This window comes from Mesorhizobium sp. WSM4847 (genome assembly GCF_055811335.1).
This window is the reverse complement of the sequence record NZ_JBVVPY010000030.1, coordinates 13,254-39,781: the sequence shown is the minus strand read 5'-3', so window position 1 is coordinate 39,781 and position 26,528 is coordinate 13,254. Positions and strand designations below refer to the sequence as shown.

At 61.1% G+C, this 26,528-nt stretch carries 26 protein-coding genes and 1 pseudogene; 14 read left to right on the top strand and 13 right to left on the bottom strand.

Annotated features, from left to right (window positions below):
• The first annotated feature begins 237 nt into the window (after nucleotides 1–237).
• The 5 genes from AC0L28_RS30370 (at nucleotide 238) to AC0L28_RS30350 (ending at nucleotide 3,777) form a co-directional block, all read left to right on the top strand.
• Nucleotides 238–510 carry a hypothetical protein gene (locus AC0L28_RS30370; protein ID WP_473481931.1) on the top strand — a complete coding sequence of 91 codons (273 nt, stop codon included), beginning with the start codon at nucleotides 238–240 and terminating at the stop codon, nucleotides 508–510.
• A 664-nt stretch (nucleotides 511–1,174) separates the two neighbouring features.
• Nucleotides 1,175–2,101, top strand: coding sequence for an ArdC family protein (locus AC0L28_RS30365; protein ID WP_473481929.1), 927 nt, complete (start codon nucleotides 1,175–1,177; stop codon nucleotides 2,099–2,101).
• Nucleotides 2,102–2,817: 716 nt separating this feature from the next.
• A complete protein-coding gene (locus AC0L28_RS30360) occupies nucleotides 2,818–3,129 on the top strand; it encodes a DUF736 domain-containing protein (RefSeq protein WP_473481985.1) in 312 nt (103 codons plus the stop codon).
• A 358-nt stretch (nucleotides 3,130–3,487) separates the two neighbouring features.
• The gene (locus AC0L28_RS30355) at nucleotides 3,488–3,613 is read left to right on the top strand and encodes a hypothetical protein (protein WP_473481989.1); all 126 of its coding nucleotides are present in this window, start codon (nucleotides 3,488–3,490) and stop codon (nucleotides 3,611–3,613) included.
• Nucleotides 3,589–3,777, top strand: coding sequence for a DUF982 domain-containing protein (locus AC0L28_RS30350; RefSeq protein WP_473481983.1), 189 nt, complete (start codon nucleotides 3,589–3,591; stop codon nucleotides 3,775–3,777). Before AC0L28_RS30355 ends, AC0L28_RS30350 begins: the two co-directional genes overlap by 25 nt.
• 195 nt (nucleotides 3,778–3,972) lie before the next feature.
• Here the strand turns inward: AC0L28_RS30350 and AC0L28_RS30345 are convergent, their stop codons facing one another.
• Nucleotides 3,973–4,227 carry a WGR domain-containing protein gene (locus AC0L28_RS30345; protein WP_473481927.1) on the bottom strand — a complete coding sequence of 85 codons (255 nt, stop codon included), beginning with the start codon at nucleotides 4,225–4,227 and terminating at the stop codon, nucleotides 3,973–3,975.
• A gap of 701 nt (nucleotides 4,228–4,928) precedes the next feature.
• Here AC0L28_RS30345 and AC0L28_RS30340 point away from each other — a divergent pair.
• On the top strand, nucleotides 4,929–5,252 hold the full coding sequence (locus AC0L28_RS30340; RefSeq protein WP_292337286.1) for a DUF736 domain-containing protein: 324 nt from the start codon (nucleotides 4,929–4,931) through the stop codon (nucleotides 5,250–5,252).
• 428 nt (nucleotides 5,253–5,680) lie between these two features.
• A complete protein-coding gene (locus AC0L28_RS30335) occupies nucleotides 5,681–6,430 on the top strand; it encodes a hypothetical protein (RefSeq protein ID WP_473481925.1) in 750 nt (249 codons plus the stop codon).
• A 92-nt stretch (nucleotides 6,431–6,522) separates the two neighbouring features.
• Here AC0L28_RS30335 and AC0L28_RS30330 read toward each other — a convergent pair whose 3' ends face one another.
• Nucleotides 6,523–7,047: a helix-turn-helix domain-containing protein gene (locus AC0L28_RS30330; RefSeq protein WP_473481923.1), complete on the bottom strand. Its 525-nt coding sequence runs from the start codon at nucleotides 7,045–7,047 to the stop codon at nucleotides 6,523–6,525.
• Nucleotides 7,048–7,150: 103 nt separating this feature from the next.
• Here AC0L28_RS30330 and AC0L28_RS30325 point away from each other — a divergent pair, with 103 nt between their 5' ends.
• The 3 genes from AC0L28_RS30325 to AC0L28_RS30315 are packed head-to-tail and all read left to right on the top strand — an operon-like array spanning nucleotide 7,151 to nucleotide 8,467.
• Complete coding sequence (locus tag AC0L28_RS30325; protein WP_473481921.1) at nucleotides 7,151–7,723, top strand: hypothetical protein; 573 nt, start codon at nucleotides 7,151–7,153, stop codon at nucleotides 7,721–7,723.
• Nucleotides 7,724–7,778: 55 nt separating this feature from the next.
• Nucleotides 7,779–8,093: a single-stranded DNA-binding protein gene (locus AC0L28_RS30320; RefSeq protein WP_473481919.1), complete on the top strand. Its 315-nt coding sequence runs from the start codon at nucleotides 7,779–7,781 to the stop codon at nucleotides 8,091–8,093.
• A gap of 26 nt (nucleotides 8,094–8,119) precedes the next feature.
• On the top strand, nucleotides 8,120–8,467 hold the full coding sequence (locus tag AC0L28_RS30315) for a hypothetical protein (RefSeq protein WP_473481918.1): 348 nt from the start codon (nucleotides 8,120–8,122) through the stop codon (nucleotides 8,465–8,467).
• Between the two features lie 292 nt (nucleotides 8,468–8,759).
• On the opposite strand, the gene AC0L28_RS30310 is transcribed toward AC0L28_RS30315, so the two are convergent.
• Nucleotides 8,760–9,191 carry a hypothetical protein gene (locus AC0L28_RS30310; protein WP_473481916.1) on the bottom strand — a complete coding sequence of 144 codons (432 nt, stop codon included), beginning with the start codon at nucleotides 9,189–9,191 and terminating at the stop codon, nucleotides 8,760–8,762.
• Nucleotides 9,192–9,388: 197 nt separating this feature from the next.
• On the opposite strand from AC0L28_RS30310, the gene AC0L28_RS30305 reads away from it, so the two are divergent.
• The 3 genes from AC0L28_RS30305 (at nucleotide 9,389) to AC0L28_RS30295 (ending at nucleotide 11,486) form a co-directional block, all read left to right on the top strand.
• Nucleotides 9,389–10,168 carry a nucleotide-binding protein gene (locus tag AC0L28_RS30305; RefSeq protein ID WP_473481914.1) on the top strand — a complete coding sequence of 260 codons (780 nt, stop codon included), beginning with the start codon at nucleotides 9,389–9,391 and terminating at the stop codon, nucleotides 10,166–10,168.
• Nucleotides 10,165–10,575, top strand: a complete 411-nt coding sequence (locus AC0L28_RS30300) for a hypothetical protein (RefSeq protein ID WP_473481912.1) — start codon at nucleotides 10,165–10,167, stop codon at nucleotides 10,573–10,575. Before AC0L28_RS30305 ends, AC0L28_RS30300 begins: the two co-directional genes overlap by 4 nt.
• Nucleotides 10,576–11,072: 497 nt before the next feature.
• A complete protein-coding gene (locus tag AC0L28_RS30295; protein WP_473481910.1) occupies nucleotides 11,073–11,486 on the top strand; it encodes a MobC domain-containing protein in 414 nt (137 codons plus the stop codon).
• 323 nt (nucleotides 11,487–11,809) lie between these two features.
• On the opposite strand, the gene AC0L28_RS30290 is transcribed toward AC0L28_RS30295, so the two are convergent.
• On the bottom strand, nucleotides 11,810–12,184 hold the full coding sequence (locus tag AC0L28_RS30290) for a hypothetical protein (protein ID WP_473481908.1): 375 nt from the start codon (nucleotides 12,182–12,184) through the stop codon (nucleotides 11,810–11,812).
• 48 nt (nucleotides 12,185–12,232) lie between these two features.
• On the opposite strand from AC0L28_RS30290, the gene AC0L28_RS30285 reads away from it, so the two are divergent.
• Nucleotides 12,233–13,738 carry a relaxase/mobilization nuclease domain-containing protein gene (locus tag AC0L28_RS30285; RefSeq protein WP_473481906.1) on the top strand — a complete coding sequence of 502 codons (1,506 nt, stop codon included), beginning with the start codon at nucleotides 12,233–12,235 and terminating at the stop codon, nucleotides 13,736–13,738.
• Between the two features lie 256 nt (nucleotides 13,739–13,994).
• Here the strand turns inward: AC0L28_RS30285 and AC0L28_RS30280 are convergent.
• From AC0L28_RS30280 to AC0L28_RS30240, 9 genes and pseudogenes are all read right to left on the bottom strand, one after another.
• Nucleotides 13,995–16,923: pseudogene (locus AC0L28_RS30280) on the bottom strand (TrlF family AAA-like ATPase).
• A 239-nt stretch (nucleotides 16,924–17,162) separates the two neighbouring features.
• Nucleotides 17,163–19,322 (bottom strand): type IV secretory system conjugative DNA transfer family protein, encoded by a 2,160-nt coding sequence (locus AC0L28_RS30275; RefSeq protein ID WP_473481904.1) that lies wholly within the window; start codon nucleotides 19,320–19,322, stop codon nucleotides 17,163–17,165.
• A gap of 12 nt (nucleotides 19,323–19,334) precedes the next feature.
• Nucleotides 19,335–20,360, bottom strand: a complete 1,026-nt coding sequence (virB11, locus tag AC0L28_RS30270; protein WP_473481902.1) for a P-type DNA transfer ATPase VirB11 — start codon at nucleotides 20,358–20,360, stop codon at nucleotides 19,335–19,337.
• Nucleotides 20,357–21,829, bottom strand: a complete 1,473-nt coding sequence (gene virB10 / locus AC0L28_RS30265) for a type IV secretion system protein VirB10 (RefSeq protein WP_473481900.1) — start codon at nucleotides 21,827–21,829, stop codon at nucleotides 20,357–20,359. Before virB10 ends, virB11 begins: the two co-directional genes overlap by 4 nt.
• A complete protein-coding gene (locus AC0L28_RS30260; protein WP_473481899.1) occupies nucleotides 21,830–22,633 on the bottom strand; it encodes a TrbG/VirB9 family P-type conjugative transfer protein in 804 nt (267 codons plus the stop codon). It abuts the gene before it with no gap.
• Nucleotides 22,630–23,349: a VirB8 family type IV secretion system protein gene (locus AC0L28_RS30255; RefSeq protein ID WP_473481897.1), complete on the bottom strand. Its 720-nt coding sequence runs from the start codon at nucleotides 23,347–23,349 to the stop codon at nucleotides 22,630–22,632. Before AC0L28_RS30255 ends, AC0L28_RS30260 begins: the two co-directional genes overlap by 4 nt.
• A gap of 72 nt (nucleotides 23,350–23,421) precedes the next feature.
• The gene (locus AC0L28_RS30250) at nucleotides 23,422–24,429 is read right to left on the bottom strand and encodes a TrbL/VirB6 family protein (RefSeq protein WP_473481895.1); all 1,008 of its coding nucleotides are present in this window, start codon (nucleotides 24,427–24,429) and stop codon (nucleotides 23,422–23,424) included.
• 212 nt (nucleotides 24,430–24,641) lie between these two features.
• Nucleotides 24,642–25,376 (bottom strand): type IV secretion system protein, encoded by a 735-nt coding sequence (locus AC0L28_RS30245; RefSeq protein ID WP_473481893.1) that lies wholly within the window; start codon nucleotides 25,374–25,376, stop codon nucleotides 24,642–24,644.
• Between the two features lie 11 nt (nucleotides 25,377–25,387).
• Entirely contained in the window at nucleotides 25,388–26,527 is a 1,140-nt protein-coding gene (locus tag AC0L28_RS30240) for a transglycosylase SLT domain-containing protein (protein ID WP_473481891.1), read from the bottom strand.
• Between the last annotated feature and the right edge of the window lies 1 nt (nucleotide 26,528).

Below are 26,528 nucleotides of genomic sequence, written 5' to 3'. Positions count from 1 at the left end.
TTCCTCTGAGCAGCATTTTTCGGCCGAGACGCAGACCCGAGCCGGCTCGACTCGCCTTGGAAGACTTCATCTGGGCGGAGCCCGGATTCTTGCTTGTCGTTTGACGCGGCATGCTTCATCAACGAGCACTTTGATGAGCGATGCCTTTTGGCGAGACGCGACCATGTTCTTTCGTTGAAGACTCACTCACCAGCGGCGTTCGACGCGCTGAGTGTGGCCTTGGGGGAGTGAGGGCGCTTGCAGATCCTTGACAGGCTTGACGCACTGATAGACGCCCACGATTGCCGGGCCGCGATCGAAGAGGCGCGCGCCTTGCTACTTCAATTCGAACAAGGGTCTGATGCGCTCACACATGCGATCGACGACTTTCTGCTCGATCTGATGACGCTGTCTTTCATTGTTGAATGTTACGGACGCGGCTTTGAACTTTTGGCGCGAACGCTTGCCCGCAGACGGCTGGCAAAGGTCAGACTTTTGTCGGGAGGGGTCTATACAGTCAGGCAGAAATGACACCCAAAGCCTCTGATGGTTGAAGCGGCGATCACGCCGCGTTCCGCACAGTGACGAACGATGACGTTGCACCACCAAAAAAATAGGGCCATCGGAAAACCGAGGGCCCTTTAGGTGTGAAGGTCAAAACCTCCAGAGGGGAACAGCCGATTGCGATGCAACTGGGAGGAAACCATCGCGTCTATCAGCTTTAGCCTTAATGGCTAAAGGCTGTGCGATGCGCAAACACATTTTGTGCAATGCAGCTATGCAGGAACGGCGAGCATCCCTCCCACCTCCAAAATTTGCGCTTGAAATTCGTGCTGCTCGCGGGGTGCTGATGGAGGAGATCCGGCAGACGGGTCTGGTGACCGTTGCCTGACTGGCTGGTCGACGACTGATGCATCGAAGCCGGTGCTCAACGGTGGTTCTCCTAAGCAATAGATGAGAAAAGCAGGAACACCACTTCGTACGGCCGCGCCAACCGCGGTCGTCACGAATCTTGGTCCTGCTCCGGTCCTCGTTCCGCTAAACGGCTTCGCCGTCCTCCACTAACGTTGCGGCCCTCAGGCGACGTATCCCTTCCTTCCGATTGCTCTTCTGCGGGTTCGCGGACCTGCGGTCCTGCGCTGTCGGACCTCCGTGACGGCCGCGATTGGCGCGGCCTTGAATGGAGGTCCGGAAAATGGACAGGAAGAGCAACAAAACCCGCGTCGATATCTACGCGAAGATCACCGACCGCATCGTCGCGGAGCTGGAAAAGGGCGTGCGGCCGTGGGTGAAGCCGTGGAGCGCGGCGAACACCACGGGGCGTATCACGCGCCCGTTGCGCCACAATGGATTGCCATATCAGGGGATCAATACCCTGCTTCTCTGGTCGGAGGCGGTTTCGAAGGGTTTTGTTTCCCCGACCTGGATGACGTTCAAGCAGAGCGTCGAGCTGGGCGGTCATGTCCGCAAAGGCGAGACCGGCTCAATGATTGTCTATGCCAGCCGTATCACACGCACCGAAACCGATGCCCATGGCGAAGAGGTCGAGCGCGGGATTCCGTTCCTCAAGGCCTATACGGTGTTTTGCGCCGACCAGATCGAAGGCCTCCCCGCGCAGTATTACGGCAATCCCGCGCCGGAGTCAGATCCGGTGGAAGGGATCGAACATGCGGATGCCTTCTTCGCAAATACCGGAGCCGTCATCCGCCACGGTGGCGACAAGGCGTATTTCAATCCGGCTCTCGATATTGTGCAAATGCCGCCGTTCGAGAGTTTCCGCGACGGGCCCAGCTACTATGCGACCCTCGGACACGAAATGACCCATTGGGTCGGCTCGGAAAGGCGGCTTGATCGCAACCTCTCCCGTTACCACAAGGATCGCGAGTTCCGGGCCCACGAAGAGCTCGTGGCAGACCTCGGCGGCTGTTTTCTAGCAGCTGACCTCGGCATCGTGCCAGAGCTCGAGCCGCGGCCGGATCATGCCAGCTACCTGGCAAGCTGGCTTGAGATTCTCAGAAACGAGAAGCGATTCATCTTTGCCGCGGCGGCCCATGCCCAGCGTGCGGTCAACTATCTGCATGATCTCCAGCCGAATGCGACGCACAGCGCGGAGGCTGCATGATGCTGCATTCTCCGATCCATGTCGGGGGTGGCGCAGAGCCATCCTATCTTGCAGGCGGCCGAGTATCCGCCATTGGCACCCGGTCAGTTCGGGTAGTATCCCAGCGGGCCGAGCCAGATCAGCCGGCCCCTGCCGACGTCCCGCTCGGGATAGGTATTTCCGCAACCGTGTTCGCGGCCATCCATCCTTAAGCGGCAGGCGCCGGACCCTCGGAGTTTCGGCAGTCGGCCGGTCGTCAACCGACCGAAGTGATGGGGCGGGTGCGTCCCTTTCCGGCTGTGGTTGTCGGTCGTTCTGCCATGATGATGCGTCACGGGGACGGCCGGGCTTGATGGCGCCTCACCGTGGCTGCGGTTGCGGTGATCGTGCCGCTAGCGTTCGCTTGGTCGTCTGGCCGGCGGTTTCATGGAAGGGCGCACCACCTGCGTCCTCGATAGGGCTGGTCTGACCGAAGGCCGTCTTCGCTACGCTGCGCCTCGTTCTCAAGCCCGCAACAGCCGGTCGCGACTTTCTTCCCCTGCTGGCTTCGCCATCATTCCGCGCGGAACAAGAAAGCCTCGTCCTGGCTGCCCTTCACTGTCGTTCCGGCCCTAAGGACCACCCCATTGCGCACGCGCAACGGGGACCCCGGCGGGTGCGGGCCGATCGCCTCCGGTCTGTCGACCGCTATCGAGGTCGCGGTGGTCGCGGCCCGAGAAACTCACGGAGACGACATCATGGCTACCATCGGCACCTTTACCTCAAACGGCAACGCCGGCTTTTCCGGCGCCATCAAGACCCTCAACCTCAACGTCAAGGCCAAGCTGATCCGCGTCGAGAATCCTTCCGAGAAGGGCCCTCATTTCCGCGTCTACTCGGGTAGCGTCGAACTGGGAGCCGCCTGGCAGAAGGTCTCCAGCGAGGGCCGCGACTACCTCTCGGTCAAACTGGACGACCCGAGCTTCCCCGCGCCGATCTACGCCACCTTGATCGAGGTGGAAGGCGAGGAAGGCCTGCAGCTGATCTGGTCTCGCCCCAACCGGGACTGATCGCCTCGACGAGGGCTCCGCCGCACGGCGGGGCCTTCGGCCGTTCCCAAGCGAACGTCGGCAGGCGGAAGGAGCACCAAGCGCCGCCTTTCGGGGGTGCTGCTCCTCGCCGTCTCGCCGAGACGGCAAGCGGACGCGGGCTATCGGATTCTCGATGTTCCTCGCTGTTGCCTGCCCCCCGCAACATTCTGCTACGCACGTTTGATGCCCTGATCCTGCCACCGTCCCCCAGGCACCTGCGCCAACGAGAAATCTTCCATCGCGCCCCTTGAACCGTCTCGGTCCGGACAGCACATTTGCGATGGTTGCCGGGCGGAATGCTCGTCCAAAGCGGTGGTTCGTGAACTGGGAGGAGCGCATGGATGCGGAGGAGTTCGGCAGCCCCATTTTCGTGAAGCGTGCGACCTATATCGTGCAAGAGATTGCGAGCCTCGCGGACGCCATCGATTTCCTCAGCGACTGGCCCGAGGAGCAAGAGATCTGATCCACCAGACCGCCGTTCAGGCCTGCTATGACGCAGAGGATGGGCACAAACCGTCAAGCGCCGCACACCATGCTTTTATCGATTTCGCCAGGCAGGTCGCCATCCTAGAAGATCCAATCTCCGCCATGCAGTGGATCGCCGCCTGCAAAAAGCGGCGCGCGTAGGGACAGGTTGGGTTGTAGTTAAGCTTGGGGGCATTCCGTTCAGATTTTCACCGATCGCGGACAAGAGCGGAAGAATCTCCATCATCGCCGGTAATTCCGGAAAACAGGGATGACAGTGCTTATGGCGATCGGCTGGCCGCCGAGGCATCGAGTTGGCCTTTCGGGCCTGCGACCTTTGCGCGATGTCGCCAGCCGCTAGTCCGGATCACAGTCGCGATATCCGCGCCGGCGCTTGGCACGCTGAAGCTTCATTGACGCGGTGGCCGCACTGTCTTCGCTATCGAAGGTTTCCATCATCGACTGGCCGCTGGTCCCGATGCGGCCCCAGTTGCGAATGACGGATGCTCCGCCGAACAAAGTCGGTTGGATCGCAACCATATAAAACCGCCGCATGTTCTGCGATGGGTCGATGCGTCGAAGATGAACGGGCCCTGCCTCTTCGTTTCCCATGGCCGCAGTCTCACTTGGCTTGGAAGCGGCGTCCAACGAGTTCTTTGAATCCAACCGGCTCGACCGATTCATTGCGGTTATGGGTGCGGCGCGGTGCTTCAGGAAGTCATGATCACCGCGGTGGCCAGCAAGCTCGTCGCCCCATTGTGCATGATCGAAGGCGCACGCGTCGGACCGTCACGACGTAAGCGCGCAGCAATTCGGCCCCCGAGCCTATCAGACCGCCGGAACCAGGTGGGCGGCCACTTTTGCGGGGTTAATCGTCGTCATCAAGACTGCTCTCATCGCCTGAACCTTTGGCGGCGTGGCGGGATCATGTGCGGCCGTTTGAGCGGCGACCGGACAGGGCCTAGACCTCGTGCCTCTGGTTTCGTGGCGGCATCGATCGTGCCGCTTGTGCCGGATGCATGGCGGACATTCCGCTATCTCCAGTATCGTTCTTCTGGAGCGGATGCCCGGACCCTCCCTGAACGGCCTCTCTTAAGGTTGGTCTGACGCCGGCCCGGCCTTTGCCTGCAACGGCTTCGCCAACCTTCTTCCCCTGCGGCTTCGCCGCATTGCTCGCGGGACAACAAGCTCGGCTTCCGCCGTCCTCCGCTCCGCTGCGGCCCAGTGGATGCAGTCGGCCGGACCGTCGTCTCACGACCGCTATCGAGGCCGCACAGGGCGGCTTCGGACAAACCAGTCAGGAGCACACGAACATGGCTACTATCGGCAACTTCCAGCTGGCCGGCGAAGAATTCAACGGCGAGATCATCACGCTTTCCCTCCAGGCCAAGAAGGTCCGGATCGTCCCCGATACGCGCGCCAGCGGCGAAAACGCACCCAGCCACCGCGTGCTCGTTGGTCGAGTCGAGTTCGGTGCCGGCTGGTCCAAAAAGTCCAACGAGGGCCGCGCCTATCTGGGCCTCAAGCTCGACGATCCGAGCTTCACCGCCCCAATCTACGCCAATCTCGTCGCCGACGAAGGCGGGCAGAGCTACAGCCTCATCTGGTCTCGGCCGAACCGTCAAAACGGCGACTGACGAACACCGAATGGCGCCCCGCAAACAGCGGGGCGTCATTCAGATCGCCCAGCTACTCAGCGCCTCAGATCGATAGCTGGACGCGCCATGGGGCGGCTTCGGGCAAACCGTAAGAAATACGAACGCCAGGCATCCCCGCGTGATTCTTGTCTGTCAGGCGGCGATCTCAATGACCCGCTCGCGGATTTTTTGATACTTTACTTTGTATGCTCCTCCTTGCAATCATGCCGAGTGAGTCTGAACGGAGGAAAAATCGAGCATAAAAAAACCGGCGCGGAGGCCGGCTTTTTCCCGGGAATAGGCTACAGGAGTTGGCGCTCCTGATCTCGCCCGAAGATTTTGTGAGACCGTAGCCCGTCTTTCCCGGCATTGCAAGAAAAAATGCGCTTCCGCGCCACGGCTTTGCACGGCCTGGCGAGAGGAAAGAAATGGATCTCTATTCAACGTTGAGCCTATGGCTCACGAACATTCGGTCATTGGCCGAGCTGGACGATTTTTACCGGCAGATATGGAAGCTCTACGGCGAGGAGTTGCTGGGCGAGGCCGATGCGGAGCGGCTTTGCGAGAAGGCTGAGCGACAACGCGCCAACCTCAAGAAGGCCCCTGCGGATGGTCGCACACTACCCCGCTCCTGTTATCCGCAACGCCCTCGCAGTGAGCGAGGCCGGCGCGAAGCTGCCAGCGGCTTGCGAGATCCCGTGCGGTGGAGACGCAAGCGGCGTCTCGCTCGCATGCAGGCTATCCGGCCCGAATTCGCCGGCGAGTTCACCGAAGGGGAGAGCGCGGCGCTCTACATCGTCATGTGCGACTGCCGGCAGCACGGCAAATGCGACCGATCCGTAAAAGAAATTGGCGATCGGGCCGGCGTCGGGCCGACCACGGTTCGCAATGCGCTACGCAAAGCCAGCAGGCTCGGCTTGCTGCGCGTCGCCGAGCGCCGGCAGTGGCGAGCCAGGAACCTCACCAATCACATTGTTGTCGCGCATCGTCGCCAGATCGCCTGGATCGCGAAATTTCGGCCCAATCTCGGCCTGAATTTTTATCCGACAGGCTTCAAAAAAGCGGCGTCCACAGGAAGCTCCCGCAATAAACAGAGCGGAAGACCATTTGGCAGCCGATCCGACTGGCCGCCGGACGGGCCGAAGCCATTCCCCAGTCACGCATCGCCGACCGGCTGACGCCTTAGCCGCCAAAACCACGCATGCCGCGGAACCCCTAAAGGCTGCACGAGGCTGTCTTTAAAGCAGCCTTGGCGATCGGCCGCGCCACATCAAGCCGGTTGATGCTGGCTGTCGGGTTCCCGAAACAAAAAGGTCGCCGGATCGCGACCGAGCGCCTCGCCGACGGCGGCGATCGTGTCGACACTGATATTGCCGCTCGCGCGCTCGAGCTTGGTGAAGGTGATCTCCGACACGCCCAGGAGCTCCGCCATTTGATAGCGGACCAGGTTGCGGCGCTTGCGCTCGCTGTCGATAATGGCGGCAAGGCGGGCGCGGATCGATTTTTCGGTGAGCTTATGCGCCCATAGTTCCACCGCCGCGTCGCCGACCAGAAGTGTCGCGATCGACACCTCGAGCGCCTGGGCCATCTGTTCGACCGTGCGCAGGGTCACGTTGTTTCGTTTTCTCATGGTGCGGATGTAGGTTCGGTATGCCAGCCCTTGACCAGGCGACGTCTTGAACAGTTCCGCCATGTGTTGATGGCGAAGCTTTCGCTTACGGCGCTCGGCTTCGAGGAACCAGGCGATATTGTCCCGAAGCGGGTTGTTCACCTCGCCCGCTTCGTTTGGCAGCATGAACCTATGTATTCGCACGAACGCGCCTGTTCGGTCTGCCCTTTTCTTGGGCCAAAATCCATAGTAAAGTGTCAAAAACTCTCAGAGAAAAAGAGCCATCACCATGCTCAAATGTCTCGTTGTGGGCGCTGCCGCGATCGCTGGCGCCGCGTCTATTCCCTCCCAAACATTGGCATCCGAGTGGGGCGGCCAGGTCCTGCTTTGTCTGTCTGGTGATTGGCAGGGCACGCCCTCCTGTCATCCGCCGATAGATCGGCTGATCGACGCCATGGGATTGCCGGGCTTTTCGTGGCCGACTTGTCCGCAGGCCAATTCGTCCGGCGCCGGCTACGATCCGTACGAGGCCTGCCCGCAGGGGTGGATGCCTTACGCGCCGGCTAGCGACCGGCCGGGACAAGGCCAGGCCAGCATGTGCCGAATCGCGGCTGGCAATCTCGGTCAGCCTGCCAACTTTGGAGCGCGGCATGGTCAGGCCGACAGAAGTCCGACGGGAACCATCCAGCTCGGCGACCGCACCGTGCCGGTCCAGCCTCATGTCTCCAGCGGAGCACATAACGATCGAACGATCACCTATTACGACATTCAACGCCCGCGCCGCGCGAAGCCTTACTACATCGAATACGACGACGCGAACGGGCTGCGGCAGCGCACCTGGTTCAACCTTAGCAGACCATGATCCCGAGTCACCCCGGGCGGCTAAATTAGTGGTAGGAAATGAGGGAGTTACCCCGATGAAAAGCGTCAACAGGTTCACCATTCATGGCAATGTCGGGTCGGTAGCGCCCTTCGACAAAAGCACGAGGGTCAACATTGCCACCAATCGCAATTGGCGTGACGAACAAGGCCATGTCAAGGAAGCCACTGATTGGGTCCAGGTAACTATCCTGGAGGAGAAGCAAGCCGCCTGGGTGGCGGAGAACGCCAAGCCCGGCGATGTGGTCTTGGTCGAAGGCCGCATCAGCAACAACTCTTTCAAGCGCAACGGTGAGACGGTCTATACGACGGACCTTATCGCCTCGACCTTCAACGTTTTTCCAAAGCCGTGATCATGTTCAATGCGGGGGCCCTTATCATGGCGGCGGCATCCGGAACATTGGTCGGCATAAGCGGCACGCTCGCTCTTTATCCGACACAAGACCAGCTCTCCGCGGCGATTGCGTCCGAACCGCCGCTGTGTGCGAAATTGGCCGCGGCCGGCCTTGAGATTCCATCGCCGGCCGAGGCTTTGGACGCTTTCCGGCGAGCAAAGAACACTGATCAAGCGACGTTGCGCATCGGAGAGTGCTCGAAGAACGCCGTGGGACCCGGCGTGCAATGCACCGTGAAGTACAAGCTTCGCACTGGCTGGAAAGATGAAGGCGATGGCGTTGTCGCGTTCTCCAGGGGACCCGATGGCTGGCAAGCGGTGCAGCTGCAATGAACGTCTGCTTGCGAAGGTCCGGATTCGGCGCAGCTCCGCGGTCGATCAGTACACCCCTCCAAATCCCTCCTGCAGCGATCGCCCGCTAGCGGCACCGAGCCTATCTGACCCGCAATCGGGACCGTCGAGCATCTTCTTTTGTGTCGCCGCAATTCCCATGCCCAAAGAGCCGGAGCCGGAGCGCGCCTCCAATAGCGCCGTAGGGACGGCGGAGGCCGGAGATAACGGGCCACTGGCGGTTCCGGCGCTACAGAAGCCGTGCCGTCCCTGGCGCGGGCCCGGTTCGCGGCGCTCACTTGTGTGGGGTGCAATAGACGCCTTGGGATTCCAATAGGACGGCGCCACCCTTCAATTCAGTGAGCGCACCCACCCAGGCGTCAGAATAGGTGCGACTGGCGTCCACCGCCGTCAGCCAGATGACGCGGTTGTCGGCAAGCTCCACCTTGACCTCGCTTTGCAGAGGGCTTGCCTGCACCATTTGCTGATAATGCCGCTTGATGCGCACATCGCCGCTCGCAAACTCGATATTGTTGTTGTCGTAGTTGAGCAGGAATGAAGCATCCCCTTTTGCGACCTTGCAGGAGCCGTCGCGTTCACACACGATTTTTGCTGCCGTGGCGCAATCCCATCGCAGTCCCGCTGGCCACATCGGATTGCTGCCGGCCTCCTTGGACTGATCACCTTGAGCGGCGGCGCCAAGGCTCGCCGCCGCCGCTACGGCCACCAATACTGCCCTAATCATCCGTTCCGCACACCTTACTGTTCGGCACCATCAAGATCAGCTCGCGCTGGCGCATCATGCCGACGGAGGCAAGCGCGCTGTAATGCCAGCGTGGCGGCTGCCGCATCAAGCGCGGCCTCGCAGCCGTCGCGCGTCGAGATCCCGGCCAAAGCTGCCCTGAACATCACTGTCCTGTCCGGTTGATCGCTCATAAATTGACACTACACTTTGGGTTCGGGTATGACAATTGCCGGGCAGGCGGTTGGCATAAAAGCGGTTCATCGAAGGTCCCCCGAGCTATGATCATATCTGCCGCTATCGCCAAAGGTGGCACTGGCAAATCGACCCTGCTGCGCGCGCTGGCATCCGTAGCCCTTAAGCGCGGCTACGCGGTGACACTCATCGACGGCGACGTTCGCCAGAACATGAGCCGGTGGGCCCAGATGCTCAAGGAGGCCGGCAATCGTCCCGAGACACTCCAGCTCGTCAGCGCCACGACGCCGCGCGAGATCCTGGAGGCGGCGGAGCTGCATAATGGCGAGCGCAGCGTGGTGCTGATCGACACCGAAGGCACTACGAACGACAATCTCATGGCCGGCCTATTTGCTTCCGATATCGTCGTGGTGCCGATCTTCTTCGCGCTCGATGACGTGACCGCCGCAATCCAGATCACCGACCATTACATCCCGCTCGCGGTCGAAACACGCGGCCGGCCGCTGCCAGCCGTGTTTGTCCTGACAAAACAGACCATCATCGATGCGAAGGCGAGAGCCTTGAGCGAACTGCGCGCAATCATTCAGGCGAACGGCACGCCGATCGCCCAACATGCGCTGCAAAACCGTGTCGCCTATCGGGACCTGCAAAGCGGCCAGACACTCTACAGCCCAGATCAGCCCGACGCGAAGGCGATTGCCGAAAGTGAAGGGGTCTTCGACGATGTCCTGAAGACCTTCACCGAAGCAATGAGGCAGGCCGCATGACCGACAAGAGCCTCCCGGAGTCACAGGACGACAAGAAGGCTCGCATGATGAGAGCGATCTCCACTGAGCCGCCGGCGCTTCCGAGCATGTTCATCGCTCCCAAGTCCGATCCCGCCCAGCAGCCGCTTGCCGCCGCATCCGCGGCGGCATCGGAGGCCGAAGCTGCGCCAGCGTCACCTCGGCCGGACTTCCGCAAAATGCTGCGACAGGGCCAGAAGCAGGATCCGGTTGCCGGCAAGAAGATTCGCGACGAGGAAATGGTGCGCTGCGGCTATTACCTTACGGCCGGGGAGCAGCGCCAATTCAAGCTGCTAGCGATCAGCAACGGCCACAGCATGACCGAGCTGCTGCGCCAAGCGGTGCAGGACTACATCAGGACCCATAAGCACAAGCTGCCGAACGATTAGGTCAGCCCGCTCCGCGGCATCCGCCGCGGTGAGGGTTGCAGAGAACGCTGGAGGCCCATCGGTAAGGCCGCGCCATCGATGCTTGGCCCGGCGCAAGTCGGCCGTGCCTGTTGGCCCCGGTCGCATGCCTCGGTTTATCCGCCTTACCTAACCCACGGGGGTCGCGGCGATCCCGATCGCACGAGCTCATGTTCCCTGCTCGTTGCGATCTGCCTCCATGTTAGCATGATGATTCCGCAGCAAGGTAACATGCTGAAAAAGAAACATGTCGCTAAGTCGGCTTGTCGATAAGTTGACGATGCAATATGTTTCCGAGGGAGCATGTTTCCTTGCCAACATGTGCAGATGATTTGGAAATGAAAGCTGGGGTGATTTAGAGTACCACCGCAAAGATATTTTGGTGATGTTGTTTTTTGTCTTTGGCAGGATAGCCTTTTTTGTGTTACACACGAAAAAAGGGCGGCGCGGCCCAAGGGCCTTAGCGCCCGCAAGCGGGCTTGAAGATGAGACCCAACAACGGCCAAACAGAAAGTCAGAACGCATCCCGGCGCTATGGCGAAGTCCTGCATGTGCGCTTCTCAAGCGTCGAACTGGAGCGGCTGCGCGCCATGGCTGACGGGGAGTCGGTGACGGTCAGCGAAGTCGTTCGCCGCCTTGTTCGGACCAAGGCGGGGTTTCTGCCGGCGGCGACGGGGGAGCTGCGACCTTCCATTGAGGAGGCCACCGACCAGCTTCGCCGTGTCGGTGTGAATTTCAACCAGGCGGTCCGCGCGATGAACGAGGGCCGGGTGCCGTATGACGAAGACCTCGAGCGCGCCTTGATCGCCATTGGCGAGCTCGTGCGTCGGTTCCGCGAAGAATTGAAGGCGATGATTGCGAGGCCGCGCAAGCGCAGCGAGGTCAAGGCATGAGCGGTCGTCTCGCCGGATATGCTGCCGAAATCGAACGCTATTTGCGCATACCGGGCGCTGGCGATCTCGAGGAGCTTAACGATGATAAGCTTTTGCAATCGGCTGGCCGGGAGACGGCCGATCGTCAAGCGATGAACATCCGTGCGAGTGGCGTGACCCAGGCCCGCGTGGCTTCGCCTATGGCTGGCGTGCAATCGTCGATGGGGAGTGCGAAGCACCGGGGAGCGAGCTCCCGCGTCGCAAAGGCACCTGTTTCGTCCTCAGGTCGAGGAGGACCGCTCAGCGCGATACCGCTGTCTGTGGGCACCAGCGGGAGTCTGCGTTCATCCAGCGACGCAAATGGGGCGATAGCGATTTTCGGCCTCACACTCGGCGCCTCCGTCAAGGAAGAGGAAGAAGAATGGCGGCGCCGTGGCGGGGGCGGCGGAAGGTCGGGCGCGCTCCCGTCCGCTCGACACTTCGCGCGGCCAACGCGAGAGGCGAGGGCGGTTGCGGCGCGAGCAGCCTATGCCGCCGGCGCGCAGCCGGCGGTGTTCAAGGTCCTGTCGAGCGCGGCCAATGGCAAACAGGCGGGCGCCTTGCTTGCCTATATCGGCACACGCGCCAATGAACAGGGCGAGAAGCGCGATATCGAGATCTTCACCGATAGCGGACCGGGGCTTGCCAATGCCCAGGACCGTCGCGGCTTCCTGCACCAATTCACGGAGACATTCCAGGCGCAGCTTGAGAATTCGAATTTCATCGAGGTGCGGTTCGAGCTCGCCGGCGACGTCACGGACGAAGCGATTGGCGAGGGGTTGAACACGGCCTTTGGATCAAAGCCGTTCGTCTATGCTCGCACGGGCGACAGCATCGCCGTTTATGGCCACACGGGAGAACGCGCCGGACCACTTGCCAAGATCTTAGCCGCCGGGCGGGCAAATTCACGCAGCAAAGCGCTCGACAAGATCGAAGCCGGCTTGGACGAAGCCATGGGGAAGGCCGGCATTCGCGCGGCAGCGGAAGTGACGGCTGCCGTCGGCAATGAGCGTAAGGCGCAATACTTCCTGCAAAAATTTATCCGGGCGCACGAGCAGGTTCGCTACGAGGATGGGCAGGCGGTTTCCAGCAAACAGCCAACGACGGCGGCCGCGGCGATTTTTGAGGAATGGCGGCCAAAACTTTCCGGCCGGGAGCGGCGCAATGCCTATCACCTGCTTTTCTCGGCCCGGGCTGGTACGGACGCGCAAGCCATCATGGCGGCCGCCCGTGCGGTGCTCGAAGAGCGCGCTCCGGGGCACAAATTCGCGCTTGCACACCATGCCGAGACCAAGCACGTCCATATCCACGCCATGGTGCAGGCGCGCTCGGCCGACGGCGAGCGGCTGACATTCTACAAGGCGGATCTCCATGCCTGGCGGGAAGCCTATGCGGAGAAGGCGCGCGAGCACGGCATCGCGATGGTCGCAACCCGCCGGTACGATCACGCAATGAGCCGACCGTATACGAAGGAACATGCGGGCGCCTACAAGCGCGCAAAGGACGACCCGCGCTACCAGATCAGGGGCAAGACGGTCGCGCGCGTGGAGGATAAGCAGCAGCGTCGAATTGATCGCGGATTACTCGTCGCCAATGGCGGAGCGGTTGCCACCGTGTGGCAGCAGACGGTCGCCGTGATGCGGGCGGCTGGCGTGACCGGCCAAGCGCTGACCGCGGCCGAGGCGATCGGTCACACTGTCCTCCAGGTTCATGCGCGTAGGGGAGGCGAGGAGCCGGCAGATGCCCGCTCAAAGTACGACGGGGGACCGAGGCTAACCCCGTCGTTCTTGTCACATCCCGGCATGAAAGAATTGACCAGGCTGATAGGAGCTACAGAAATGGCGCAGACACCTTTGGAAATGCGGCAGAAGATGGCGCGTGTGAATCAAGCATTGGATGGGATGCGGGACACGCTTCCCAATGCTGAGCAACTCCGTTTCGAGCAATACCGCGATGGCGTGAACGACAAGATGCACGATCGTCTCGCCCGGCTCCAGTTCGAGCAGCAAAAGGGTGCAGGAGGAGGAGGCGAGGCCGCGCCCCAAAGAGAGGCGCGCGACCGCGATTTGCCGGCCCGAGAAGATGCGCGTCAACCCGAGGCTTCGGGGCCGCAGGCTGAGAAGGCGCGACAACGCGTTCAGCAGCAAAAAGACTCAGCCAAGCAAAAGGGCCGGCGGGCCGACGAACAGGACCGCAAGGCGCAGCGCAGCCAGGACGACGAATACGAGCGCTAAGCATGTGGGCCGCAACCTGCCCGTTGCGAGACAGGAACATACCTGAATTCAGCAATTGACTTGGGCGCTCAAGGCCTCGTCGTCTTCGATCGGCAACGCAGCAGCGAGTAGCAGCACTGGAGGTGTGGCACCCCCAAGGGACCGAAATTCACGATCCTTTATGACGCCAACGGCAATCAGTTCCGACGTTTGACCAATGAGAAATAGGCCTTGTGCGCAAAGCTGCTGAAACGAGACCTTTCCGCTCGTGGGAGCCTCAGAATTTGATCTGCAGCCTTCGCGCGCGATCGCGGAACGCGGCCTCCCCGCCTTCGAGGATGTCGCACACCGTTTTGCGGATATCCGCCTCATCGAGACCGCCAGACCGGTAGGTTATGCCCGGGAGGCCGCTGCCGCTCATCTCCGAGACGTTGGCGATGATCACCTGGTCGGCGTCAGTGTTGATGACCAGATTGGCGTTATGGGTGACCATGATCACCTGACGATTGCGCTTAGCGCTCCGGAAAAGTGGGACCAGTTCATCGTAGATGGATTTGGGGTCCAGATTCTCCTCCGGCTGGTCAATGACCAAAGGCTTGTCATCAGCATCATCCAACGCGAGGTACAGGAGGATCAGGACAATCCCGCGGGTTCCGGGGGAAAGCTTTTGGATGTCGACGCCGTCGTACTTGATGCCGTACTCGATGGAGATGTGGTCCGAGCTGTAGAGCCACTGCGCAAACGTTTTCAACCATTTGCGTTGTTCCACTGGATCTCGGGGGGCTCGGTTCGAGCAACTCCTCCCGATGTTTGTCCCAGAAACCTTCGACCGCACTGGCGATCGTGTCCGCATCCTGAGACTCCCAAGCGCCCTTCAGCTCCTTTGTGGCATCGTCAAGCAGCGTGCCTTTCCTCCGAAAAGGGCCGGTGCGCAGGTCAAAGAGTTCCTTCTCGGCCTTGTCAGCCCACGCCTTCACATCGGCGACCCTCGAGACCGTGAATGAAAGCTTACCCAAGGTCCCGCCCTGGGTGGCCAGTCTCACCATGAGCGGCGCGTAGAGATCCCGTAGCACAGCTTCTTCGGCGAGAATGGCCTCAAAACAGCGCCTGTAACCTTTCTTGCGCGAATCTATCAAATCACTACGGCGCTTCGAGGCCGCCTCGCAGTCTGTCAGCTTCTCTTTCAGAGCAGCAAGCTTGGCGGTCTCCTCTGCGATCCGCTTGGCGTTGAGAGAAAGTTTGTCGGCAGTCTGCCGGTCGGCAGCGACGACCTTCTGAATCCGCTCGATCTCCGCCTCCAAAACCGCCAGGGGGATCCTCACCAAGTCGGCATCGTCAGCGACATAGCTTCCGTTTTCCAGCAGCTTGGGTGCAGAGCCCTTCCAGTAGGCAAGCTCTTTGGTGGACTGGGCGGCTTTCGCTTTGATCGCGTCATCCACATCGCCGCTGAAGTCGAGCAGGAATCTCTCCCAAGCAGCTTCATCGAGCTTGCTCGCGGCATGTGCCTCTTTCAGGTCGCGAAGATGCTGGGGCGCCCGGTTCTGCCGCTGATCAACGACGTCGTTCTGAAGATTCTCCAGTCCAGCCTGTTGTTTGGCATAATACCGGAGGTAACCCCGGACCTTGTCGGCGGCACTAAGGAGATTCTGGAGCCTTTGGGCGACCGCAGCGCTGGTCGTCGAAGGGACCAAGGCGGATCGGTCCTTCTCATACCCTTTGATGACGGTTTCCTTCTCGGCAATCTGCTTCTTGAGACCGTCGACGGCCAAAATCTTTTCCCGCTCCAGCGCGATTTGTTCAGACATCGCGCTGATGGCAGACTCTTCTCGCTGCCGCGATTCCCGAAGTCCTTGGGCGCGGAGCTCCAGCAGCTCGTGGAAATTCACCGCGCCGTCGCGATCCGTGTGGGCTTCGAAGATGACCCGCTCAATTTCCTTGATCATCTGAGGCATGCCCTCTGGAGAGCAAAGCCGGTCGACGAACTGCTGCGACAGATAGCGGACCCGCGGAAAACTATCCCAGTCTGCGCCAGGTTGATCCAGACGCTTCGCCGAAGTTGCTTCCCCACTCAACCAGTGGACCAAGACCTTAGCGTTCTTCAGATGCTCACCTGCCCTTTCGAGAAACGACGGGCGTTCTTCGTCCTCAACATAGGCGTCGCATCCGGCTGCGATCATATCGGCAAGCGCTGTCTTACCGGACCCCCTCGCCCCAATGATGGTTACCAGTCCCGGATTCAGGCCGATGGCCGGGGTGCGGGCCCACGGCGCATCCAGAATCTCGATGTGACTGATTGTCTGCGACTCTGATGACCATGCAGGCGGATTCGGGCCTACATAGCCCCTATCGGGATCGATACAGGCCTGCCGCAGGCCGTCAAACGTTGCCTTGCCCTTGATCCAGCAAAGGCGATCTTCCGCAGGCTTGCCAACGAGCGACATTTCATGGGCATCACATCCCCATAGACAAGGTTTGAGGGCGCCATAGTCGTCTTGGATCTCCTGGGGCGTTGCTGCAGGGCCTAAGCCAAGCCAGAAATCCCGCTGCTTGGGGCTGCTGGCAAAGATAACCTGGGCAAATTTTTCAATCTCTTGTCTGACCGCCCGGTCGGCGGCCTCCCGGACGCCTGAGGTCCCATCGGCATTGCCCGATACGGCAACGATGATGTTGTCGCGAGCCCACTCCATGCTCCTGAAGGCTGCCTGCAGTCCGCTGCGGGAAACCTTGAACTGGGTGACCCCCGCCCGCAACGCCGAGGCGTTGTCACTGATCGACCGATCCATACGCTTGCCGAGCTTCGTCAGGTCGTCGGGCGTACAGCTGTATTCATCATCCGCGGTCGAGAACTTCAGATGCCGCAGAAACCTGTTCAGTTCCTCAACGTGCCCCGGATCCTCGGGACTGACGAGGAGATGGATGTTGACGAAATGGCCCCTGACGGTCCCTATCTCGAGCCTCAACTCGACATTGGGGAAGAGAAGATCGCATTGCTTCAGGCGGCCGGCATCCTTGGCCGCTTTTACCCGCTCGTAGGACGCGGTGACGCAATAGTCGGTGATGCCAATCGCGCGCATCGCCGGCGTCGCAGACTCAAGGGCATTGAGATAGGCCTCAAATCCCTCGGCCGGATAGCGGTCTTCCAAAACGGTGCCTGGCGCGTGGATATGTGGCTCCCACCGCAGCCAGTCAGAACCTTTTGACAACATGGTGACTTCTGCCCCCCGCCAGAACTGTGCAATGCAGTCGGCACTTCAGCAAGTGATTCGCATCTGCTCCACTCGCGTTTATGCTTGCTGGCGGCTCAGCACATTGTCCATTCCAATTACAGTCGGCGACGGACTGTGGTCGACGATCGGGTTTGTTCGCCGCTTCGCTGCTGGTTTCCGCACCCTATGCAACCCGCCTTGCATGGATTGACATCGCCTCGCTACGCTTGTCGGCGGAATTAAGCATCCACAACGTCCGGCAATTCTTCTGCGACGACGCTTAAATTGCGGTCGAACGTCTCGGGGTCGGTCGACTGCGGACGGAAGGATTTGGCCTGAGCAAGAATGGCCGCAATCACGGCCTCTTTTTGCGGCGAGATCCTGGTCGACGCCGCCCGGGCGGCCAAAGCCGAAAAGTCGACAGCCTGTGGCGAAACGGGCGCCGCCGTTGCCGACGGGATATGGGTCGCCTCAAGCTCATTCTTTTGCGCGGCGGGCAAGCGACGACGAGCGACTGGCCGCTCGGCACGTCCGATTTTTGCAGCGAAGGTTGCACCGCGCTGCAGCCGCGACTGTGTGATGCCGGAGCGGTAGCGTGGCCCGACTGGCACGATCGACTGGACGGACGGAGAGGGGAGGGCAGCGGCGGCAGCGACTGGTTTGGCGTGCTTTACGTTCGCCGGGAGCGCCATGAAAGCCCGCCTGGAGAGCTGCCGATCAGCGAAATAGAAATTGCGAGTCGCAAGGATTGCATTTTCGCCGCGCGGCAGAATGACGACCTTGTTCTTGTCCATGGTGCGAATTTCGTCCGGACGCATCAGCGGCCGACGCACTTGCTTGCTGTGAACGGAGCGCGTGTAATAGGTGTCGAAAAGGCTCGCCTGCGTCCTGGTGACGTCCTTCTGGGGTTCGGACGTTTCGCCAATCTGCTCGGAAACGTAGCGCAGATCGTCGGTCTCCTGGGCGCCGAAGAAGATCTGGACCCGGGCAGCGTTGATAAGCGTTTCGCGGCTTTCCTTGCGGTAGATCTCGTCGACCGATTTGAGCGACTGCACGAAAAACCACATCGGCACGCCGTGGCCGCCAAGAACGGTGGCCATGTCCGTGACCTTCTCGAGCTTGCCGAGGTTCTGAAATTCATCGAGCAGGACAAGCACCTGGTGCTCGCCGGGGCGCGGCATGGATTCGGACATGAAGTTCATCATCTGCGTGATGAGCACATTGAAAAGCGGGCCCAGCGAAGCCATCTGCTCGCGCCGAAAATCGAGATAGAGCGAGACCCGCTCGGTCTTGAGGTTGCGGATGTCGAAGGAGCTCCGCGCGGTTGCCCGCATCAGCCGCTCGTTCAGGAAGGGCGCCATGCCGGTGCGCACGCCAGCATAGAGACCGGAAAACTGCTTCTCCGCCATATCCGCATAGGGCAGAAGCGTCTGCAGCGTGAAATCGGAGACTTCATGCCGGCGGGTGTCGCGCAGGCTCGCCAGGAACTCCAGGATCGGCTCGTCGGCGCCGTTCATGATCTTGAGAATGGTGGCGAAGCTGCGGTTTTCGTCGGCGATCCGCGTGGACTCCATGACGTAAGAGGCAATGCCGGTGAAGAGGAGGCGCGCATCGTTGACCCAGTAAGGATCGGCGTTCGCAGGCGGCCGCGGAAAGAGCGCGGCCGCCATGTTGCGCAGGTCGATGTCCCGCTGAGCCGAATCGAGAGAAATAAAATCCATTGGATTATAGAAGGCGGTGTTGCCGTCGCGGTCGGCCGGCGCGAAGCGGACGACCTGACTGAAGGTGGCCCGGTGGCCGGCCGTAGCTTCATAGGTCTCGCCGCGCAGATCGAGCACGACCAGCGAATGGGGCCACATCAGCGCATTCGGAATGATCAGCGCCGCGCCCTTGCCCGACCTTGGCGGTCCAATGACGAAGCCGCCGACGTCATCGCCGTCGATCCAAAGTTTCTTGCCGCCGCGAACTCTGGGGCGCGTCAGGCGCAATTTGCCGGTGCGCCGATCGCGGTGCGGGGCAAAGACGTTGACCAGTCTGCCGCCGGCGCGTCCGATGAAGATGCCCCTCGGCTTCAGCAGGCCAGCCCGGCGAACGTCGGCCATCGACATGAATTTCGCGTCGTTGCGCTTGGGCGGCCGCATCAAGAATGCGATCGCGAGCGGCAGGACGAAGCCGAATAGGGCCGCGGCGCCGGCGTATTGCAGCTTTGCGAAGCTTCCAGCTTTCAGGTCCGTCCAGGCGTAGCCGAAGACCGGCCGCGGGTCCGCATTCAGGCTGTCGAAGAGAAAATGCGATCCGGTCCTGTACCAGTTGGTCGCCGCGTATGCGACCACAAACAGCAACGCGCCCAGCACCATGGCCATCAACGCCAGGAAAATCCTGCCAGCGATCTTTTCCATTGTGCGTCCTCGTTAGATCGTCTCAGCCTTCGTGAATTTGATTTCGCTGATCGAGCGGCGTCCGCCGTCGCCGCGCACCATTTGCACGACGACCGGGATCACCTCGCGGAGGTAGTCAAGGATCTCGCTGCGAGAGAGCCCGACATTGCTTTGCATGACCATGAGGGCCAGGCGCTCATAGGCCGAGCGGGCCGAATTGGCGTGAACGGTTGTCAACGAACCAGGATGGCCGGTGTTGATGGCTTGCAGGAAGGAAAATGTCTCGGCACCGCGCAGCTCGCCGAGCAGCAGCCGGTCCGGCCGCATGCGCAATGACGCCTCCAGCAGCTGTTGCGGCGTAACCCTGGCAAGGCCCTGGTCGCCTTTCGAGGCAAGCAGCGTCACGGTGTTGGCTGTCGCCGGCTTGAGTTCGCGCGTATCCTCGATGGTTATGATGCGCTCATGAGAGGGAATGATCTTCAACAACGCATTGAGGAAGGTTGTTTTGCCGGTCGACGTGCCGCCGGAGACAATGAGGGAAATCCGATTGAGAACCGCGTATTGCAGAAATTCCAATGGCGAGCTGTCGTTGAGCATCTCGGCGAGCTGCTTTTCTTCGGCCGAGAGCGCCAGGCCGCTGCCCATCTCGGTCTGTTCGAAGGCGCCCATCTTGGCGTAGTCGCCAAGGGTCATGTCCATGATGACCTGCTTGCGGATGGAGATCGCGCCGCCATCGGGGGCCGCCGGCGGCAGCACGCATTGAAAGCGCTCGCCTGAGGGGAGAGCTGCCGACAGTACCGGCGTGACCTCGTTGACGACCTGGTTGGTGGCCGAAGCGACGCCAACCGAGACCGAGCGGATCCAGTTTCTGGTGAGCTCGCGTTTGACGACGTGCTCCATCTCCTTTGTACCCAGGCGCTCGATGAAAACTTCGCCGGGTCGGTTGATGGCGATTTCAGAAACCGCTTCTTCCTCCATGTAGGGCCAGATCGGTTCCAGTTCGGCGCGCAGCACCGGTGCGCGCGCCCAAGGGTTCGGCACAGGCTGCACAACGTTCATCTGACCGGAGTCCCGTAGCCTGGATAATAGGGATCAGCCTCAGCCTTCGGCGTCATGAAGAGCGGCGTCGGATCGAGCGCACTTGCCGGCTTGCCGCCGCGCTTTAGTCGAGCCAGCTCCTCTTCTACCGGATCCGCATAGAGCTCGGAAAAATCGAGATCCCGGCGCACGAAGACGACGATCGGCGTGCCCTGGTCGACGTAGATCGTCGGCGGGATGTTCTGTGTATCGCGGAATGCCTCTTGTGCCAGCTGTTGCAGCGCCGTCGAGGATTTGTCGAAGGCGATGCTGCGGGCGTCGCGTTGCGAACCGGAGCCGCCATAGGTGGTCGTGACCGTCTGCCCCGTGACCGGGTCAACGGTCGTCACCTGCTGTTGCTGGCTGTCGCTGCCATTGTCGGCGAGGGAGGACAGGTATTCCGAAACGCCGCCAACGACGGAAAGCATGATCGCATTGCCGTAGCGTTCAAGCCAATGCGTGTCGACGCGGCCGCCGAGACCGCCCCGTCCGAGACGGTCGGCGCCAGGCGAGGCGATGTCGACCGACACGCCGTCGGAACGGATGACGCGGTTCCAGACGATGAACACACGCTTTTGCCCGCGCGCAATCCCCGAACGATATTCGCCGGTCAGCCGAGACCCCTTCGGGATCAGAATGCGACGGCCGTCGAGCGAATAGACGTCTTCGCGCGCCACCGCGCGAACCATGCCGGGCAGGTCGGTGTTGATGGCGGTTTCCAGAAATCCGCGGATCATCGTGCCTTCAGGGATCAAAGCATCGGTGCGGCGGAAAACCCGCGCCTTCGCCATCGCGTTCGAATGTGTTTCCGATTGCGCGAGGAAAGCCTTGTTCGCATCGTTGTCGGCGCCCGGAACCGGAACAAGCTGACCGTCAGCGGCGATTTGCGCCTGGGCCGGCTGGTCGTGCCCGGCGGCCGAGTTTGGTTGCTCACTCGTAATCATCTGGTTCGACCGCAGGCGCTCCCACATTGCCTTTTGGCGCTCAGCCTCCTCGGCCTTCCGGCGGGCCTCCTCGTCAGCCGCTTGCTTGCGGCGGGCATCTTCCTCTTCGGCTTTGCGGCGCGCCTGCTCGGCTGCCAATTGGGCTTCGATGGCGCGCCGCTGCGCATCGAGATCGGCGCCCTGCTCAACCGTCTGATCGACATTGTCGGCCTGTTGCTTGCTGGCTTCGCCTTCCGCGGGCGGCGGAACAACGATCTGGTCGATTGTGTTGTCGGCCGCTTGTGGCGTCTCGGCCAGCGCCGGCGGGCGAAATTCAGGCGGGTTGAAATTTTCGCCAGAATCCGACGCCGCATCGCGGGAGCGCGGCTCGCGGGGCCAATTGATCCAGATCAGCGCGATCGCCACAATCAGCCCCGCGGCGACCATGGCGACTTTTGCGCCCACCCCGGCATAGCGTCGAGCGACGGTCGGACCGCCATCAAGCTCGTTATAGTCGATGTTGCTCATCTATCGTCCCCTTGCGGTCGGGGAAGAGAAGGGGCCGGCCCCGCGCACCAGCTTCCTCGGCCCGTAGACGTCGGAGACAGGGTCCGACTTGGACGGCCGCGCTCGATTGTAGAGGCAGAGCGTTTTGCCGTCGGCCCTCAGCGTGAATTGCCGGCCGATCTTGTCGACGATCGTGTATTTTCCCTGGGTTCTCTGATTGACCAGCGATTCCTGACCTTTTTCGTCGACGACGAAGATGGCCGGGATGTCGCCGGTGAACTCCAGGAACATCTTGGTGCCGTCGTCGAAAGCGACGCGCGGCTTCAGGCCATCATCGCCGACATAGACGTAATTGTAGTTGAGATCGGCATAATTGAGGTTCTTGAGATCGGGATCGGCAGCGCTTTGCTGGGCCTCAGAAAGCAGGCGCGCGTCTTGATCCTCATCCGCGTATTTGAACCGGACCTGGAAGGACGCACGGTCGCGATCGCTGTCCGTGGCTTTGAGCAGCAACGAATAGACGCGTCGGTCGGTGATGACGTTGACGTTCGTCCAGGCGTCCCGTTCGAGCGGCTTGATGAAGAGAAAGCGCGAGCCGCGTTTGGGCACAATCGACCAGCCTTTCGTGTCGCCGGCCGAAACGGTCTCGATGACTTCGGACGGGCTGAGCTCGATCATCGTGGAGACGCCGAGCGCGGCATTGACCGTGGTCACATTGTCGTTGTCGAAAGGCACGTAGCGAATACGAAAGTCGCGCGCCGCAGCTGAACTGGCCGTGCCAAGCAAAATCAGCAGGGACAGGGCGGCCCCAATGTGGGTCTTCATTGCGCGCTCCCTGCCGTCGGCGCCGACTCCTGATCGCGACGGTATTCCATCACCTGGAAGCCGAGCGGATTGTCGAAGCGCCATTCGTTTTTTATCGGCGTCGTCGTGTAACGGAATTTCACCACGGCCACCCAATTGTCGGTCGTGGAAGAATTCTCGCGACGCGTCGTGGTCGAAAACCGCACCGACGCGGTCGTGCTGTTGAGCAGGGACACCGACTTGACGTCGACGGAAACGGTGACGTTGCGCCCGTAGACCTTGTCGAGCGATTGGGCGTTGGAAGGCGTGTAAGCCCAAGTCAAATCCCTGGCCGCCGTTCCCGTCGAATAAAGCTGCGCAAGATCGTAGTTCTGCTTGATCTCGCGCGCGTCATAGGTTTCGCGGGCGCGAATATAGCGAACGAGATTGGCGGCCGTGACCGCCTCATTCTGCGACAGATCGCCGGGTTTGAGCGCGCGAGCAACTTCTAGATATCCGGTTGTCTTGTCGACCTCAATCACATAGGGCTCGAATTGCTTGAGCGGGAGGATGAGCACGAGCGTCAGCAACGACAGCCCCGCAACCACACTCGCGACGCCGCTGACGAGCCAGGCCAGCGTGCGCGAACGTCTCAGAGACCGGTGTGTGTCGTCTTCCCAGGTCGCGCCGGCCTGATAGTAGCGCTCGTCAACGAGTTTGCCGGTCTCGGCGGGGATGCTTGCCTGTATTTTTGTCACTTTACTTTAGCCTTATTGCCAAACTCCCACTGCAGCCCTGAAGCCGCGCCTCTCAGGCGGATGCCTGCGCTTCTAAGCCAATGGTCTCGCGTTATCGCGCGCCGCCTGCTGAATGGATGACCGAGCCGCCTCGCTGCTACGGGATGATCTCAGCCGCTGCCACCGGGTTGCGACAGACCTAGCTCCGGAATAGCGGGCAACATTGCTGGGCACATTGCCGTAGGAGCGGTATGCGCCGACCGTGCTTAGATACCCGCCGCCGTTCAGGATCGAGGCGATCGCCGGGATCTGCATGAGCACATAGATGCCGATGATCGTGACCAGGACGAGCGGCAGGACCATCGACATCTTGTTGTCGACGCTGGCGCCTCCCGACGTGGCAGTGTTCAAGGCAAGATTGACCAGCGAAAAATAAAAGCCCAGGAAGCCGTAGATCAGGATTTGCTGGATGATCAGATAGGTGGTGAGCGAAATGAATCCCTCGCTCATCCGCGTTGACCACCGGTAGAGCCAAAGCACAATCCAGACCGGCGCCAGCGCCAAAGTGATGAACAGCATGATCTTGGCCGCGATGATTGCGGCGATCGCAAGCGCCGAAAAGATGATGGCGGCCAGAAGCACGATGGTGGAAAGCAGCGCGCCGAATATGTCGTAAAAAGTGCCGCTGTAGACCTGATTGGCAACGTCCTGGGCACCGCGGTAGAGATTGTCGATCAGGGCCGGGATCGCATCTTGATCCGAGAGCTGGTTGCCGGTGGCGCGCGAGACGGCCCCGACGATGATCTTGCCGATTTCGCTCGGCACGGCCTGTACCAGCTTGTAGATCGTCTCGGAAAACGTGCCCCAACCATTCAGCAGCAGATAGATGACCACCGCGCGACCGAGGCGGTATGCCGATTCGATCGGAGAGATCGTCTCGCGGCCGCTGAGGATCGAATAGCCCCACCAGATGATGTAGACGGTGAGCATGAGAGCGTAGACATTCCCAAGCGCATAGCCAAGCTGCATGTAGACGCTGGAAACAAAGCCCTTTCCGACGTCGTCGATGCCTCCCAGAATGCTTGTCGCCAGGCCGTTCATCCATCCTCGACAACACGATCGAAGGGCGGGGCGTTGACCGGCTTCAAGGGCCCGCAGCTCGCATCGCCCACATAAGCCAGCGGCGCGCACGGCGCTTTGAGCTCGCGACCTGGCTTGGCGCACCCGGCCACTATGACGCTCATCGCCCCCAGAGCGACCACGGCGGCCCAGCGCCACAAATCTGGCCTCCTTTTCGCTTTTGACGCCAACGATCAGTTCCCGCTTGTGCCGAAGTTCTGGAACGGATTGACTTGCGCCGGCGTCATCAGCTTTTGCACCTGGCTTTGCCGCAACAGCCGGGTCTTCATTTCCTCGTTGAGCGCGGCGACGGCACCATTCTGCACGCCGATGAGCTCGTTGACCGCACGCGCGTTCTCAAGCTGCATGCGTGTGTTTTGATCGACCGAGCCTTTGACGTCCTCGGCCTGTCCGATCTGGCCGCTGGCCGACTGCAACGACTGCTCGCGTTGCGCGACGCCTTGGGAGGCCTGCGAGGTGAGGGCGCTCAACAGCGACGCGACGTTGACGCTGCCGCTATAGGCTGTGTTGACGGCACTGCTGCCATTGCCGCTGATCTGCTGGAGCCGTTTGACCAGCTGCAGGCCGTTGATGACCGCTCCGGCGATCTTCTGGATTTGCGGCGACAGCCCACCGAAAGAGAGGGCGCCGCCATTGAGGATCGATCCAAAGCTCGGCGCTTGCGCAATCGACATATTGCCGCCCAGGCCCATTTGGCCGATGCCGAGAGAGCCGTTGCGGCTGCCGGTCAGGGCTTGCAGGATCTGATTGCTCTTCTCGAGGATGTCCTTGTTGGAGCCCATGATCGAATTGGTGTTGTCCGCGTTCTGGCGGGCAATGTCCAAATTCGCATTGTCGATGACGGCGATCTGCGCATGAGCGACGCTGGACAGAAGTGTTACACATGCCGCGAAAGCGATTTTTCTCACTCTCAGACCTCCTATTCCTGGATTGCTTCGATCGCGCGCCGCGCGCCGGTTGGATCGGCGTTGATCTGCATGGACTGTGCGTTCCCGGAAGCGGTGTGCGCGTTCTGGCTGGCACAAGGTAGCCATTGGTTTTGATCGATCCGTAGGCGTTGAAGCTCGGCCGGGTCGCATGAAAATGGATTTGGGGATCCACTTTGCGGCGCGGCAATGATCCGCGCGGTCTGCGAGGCTCCGACGTTGTTCAACGAAAGAAACTGACCCAGTAGGGCGGTGAAGTCCGAGGCCTGACCGATATATTGGCCGGTGAGGCCGGCATTGAGACTTCGCGCGGACGAGTTGAGCTCCCAGGCGTCCTTGTATTCGCCAACTTGTCCGACGCCGCCGGCGAGCGCGTCGATCCCCGAGGAATTGGCCGTCATCTGTGCGGAGCTGGTGTCGAGGTCGGCCGCGGCTTTGGAGACGGAATCGAGAGCGCCGCTTTGAGCGGCGCCGCCCGGTCCGCTCGATGTCACGATGCTGATCGCCGGCGGGGACGCCGCCGGCGCTTGTCCGCTGGAGACGTAATTGTCGAAGGTGCCGTGCCATCGGCCGACGCCCGAAGCCCACTCAGCCTGTTCGGCGGCATTCGAGCCGTTATAGAAGCTCGCGAGGCAGCTGTAGTTGCTGGCGCCACACTGCGCGACGCCTTTGCCGAGATACTTCACACCGCCCTCGATGTTTTGCTCGTTGATGTCGCGATCGAACCCGAGCTGCCTGCCCGTTGCCTTTGTTAGTTGCATCACGCCCTTGACGCCGGTGTGCGAGCCGGCGCAGCTGTCGAAGCGGGATTCCTGGTAGGCGACCGAGAGCGCCAGGCCCTCCGGAACGCCATATTTTTGCGCATAGTAGCGGATGAGCTTTGCGTTTTCGGCGTCGCGGCTCAGCGCCTCGCCAGGGGAGCGGCTGAACATTTGTGACCTGTACTTGTTCGTATAGGTGCAAACGAGGCTCTTTTTCTTCTCATTCTCGTCCGATTTGGTTTCGTCTGATTTTGTGCTGTGCTGCTCGTCCTGCGCGCGCTTATCAAGATTGGAATTGTCGATGACGGCGATCTGGGCCAGCGCCGGGGCAACCGCCATTTGTCCAGGCATGATCGCGACCGCGGCGATCACG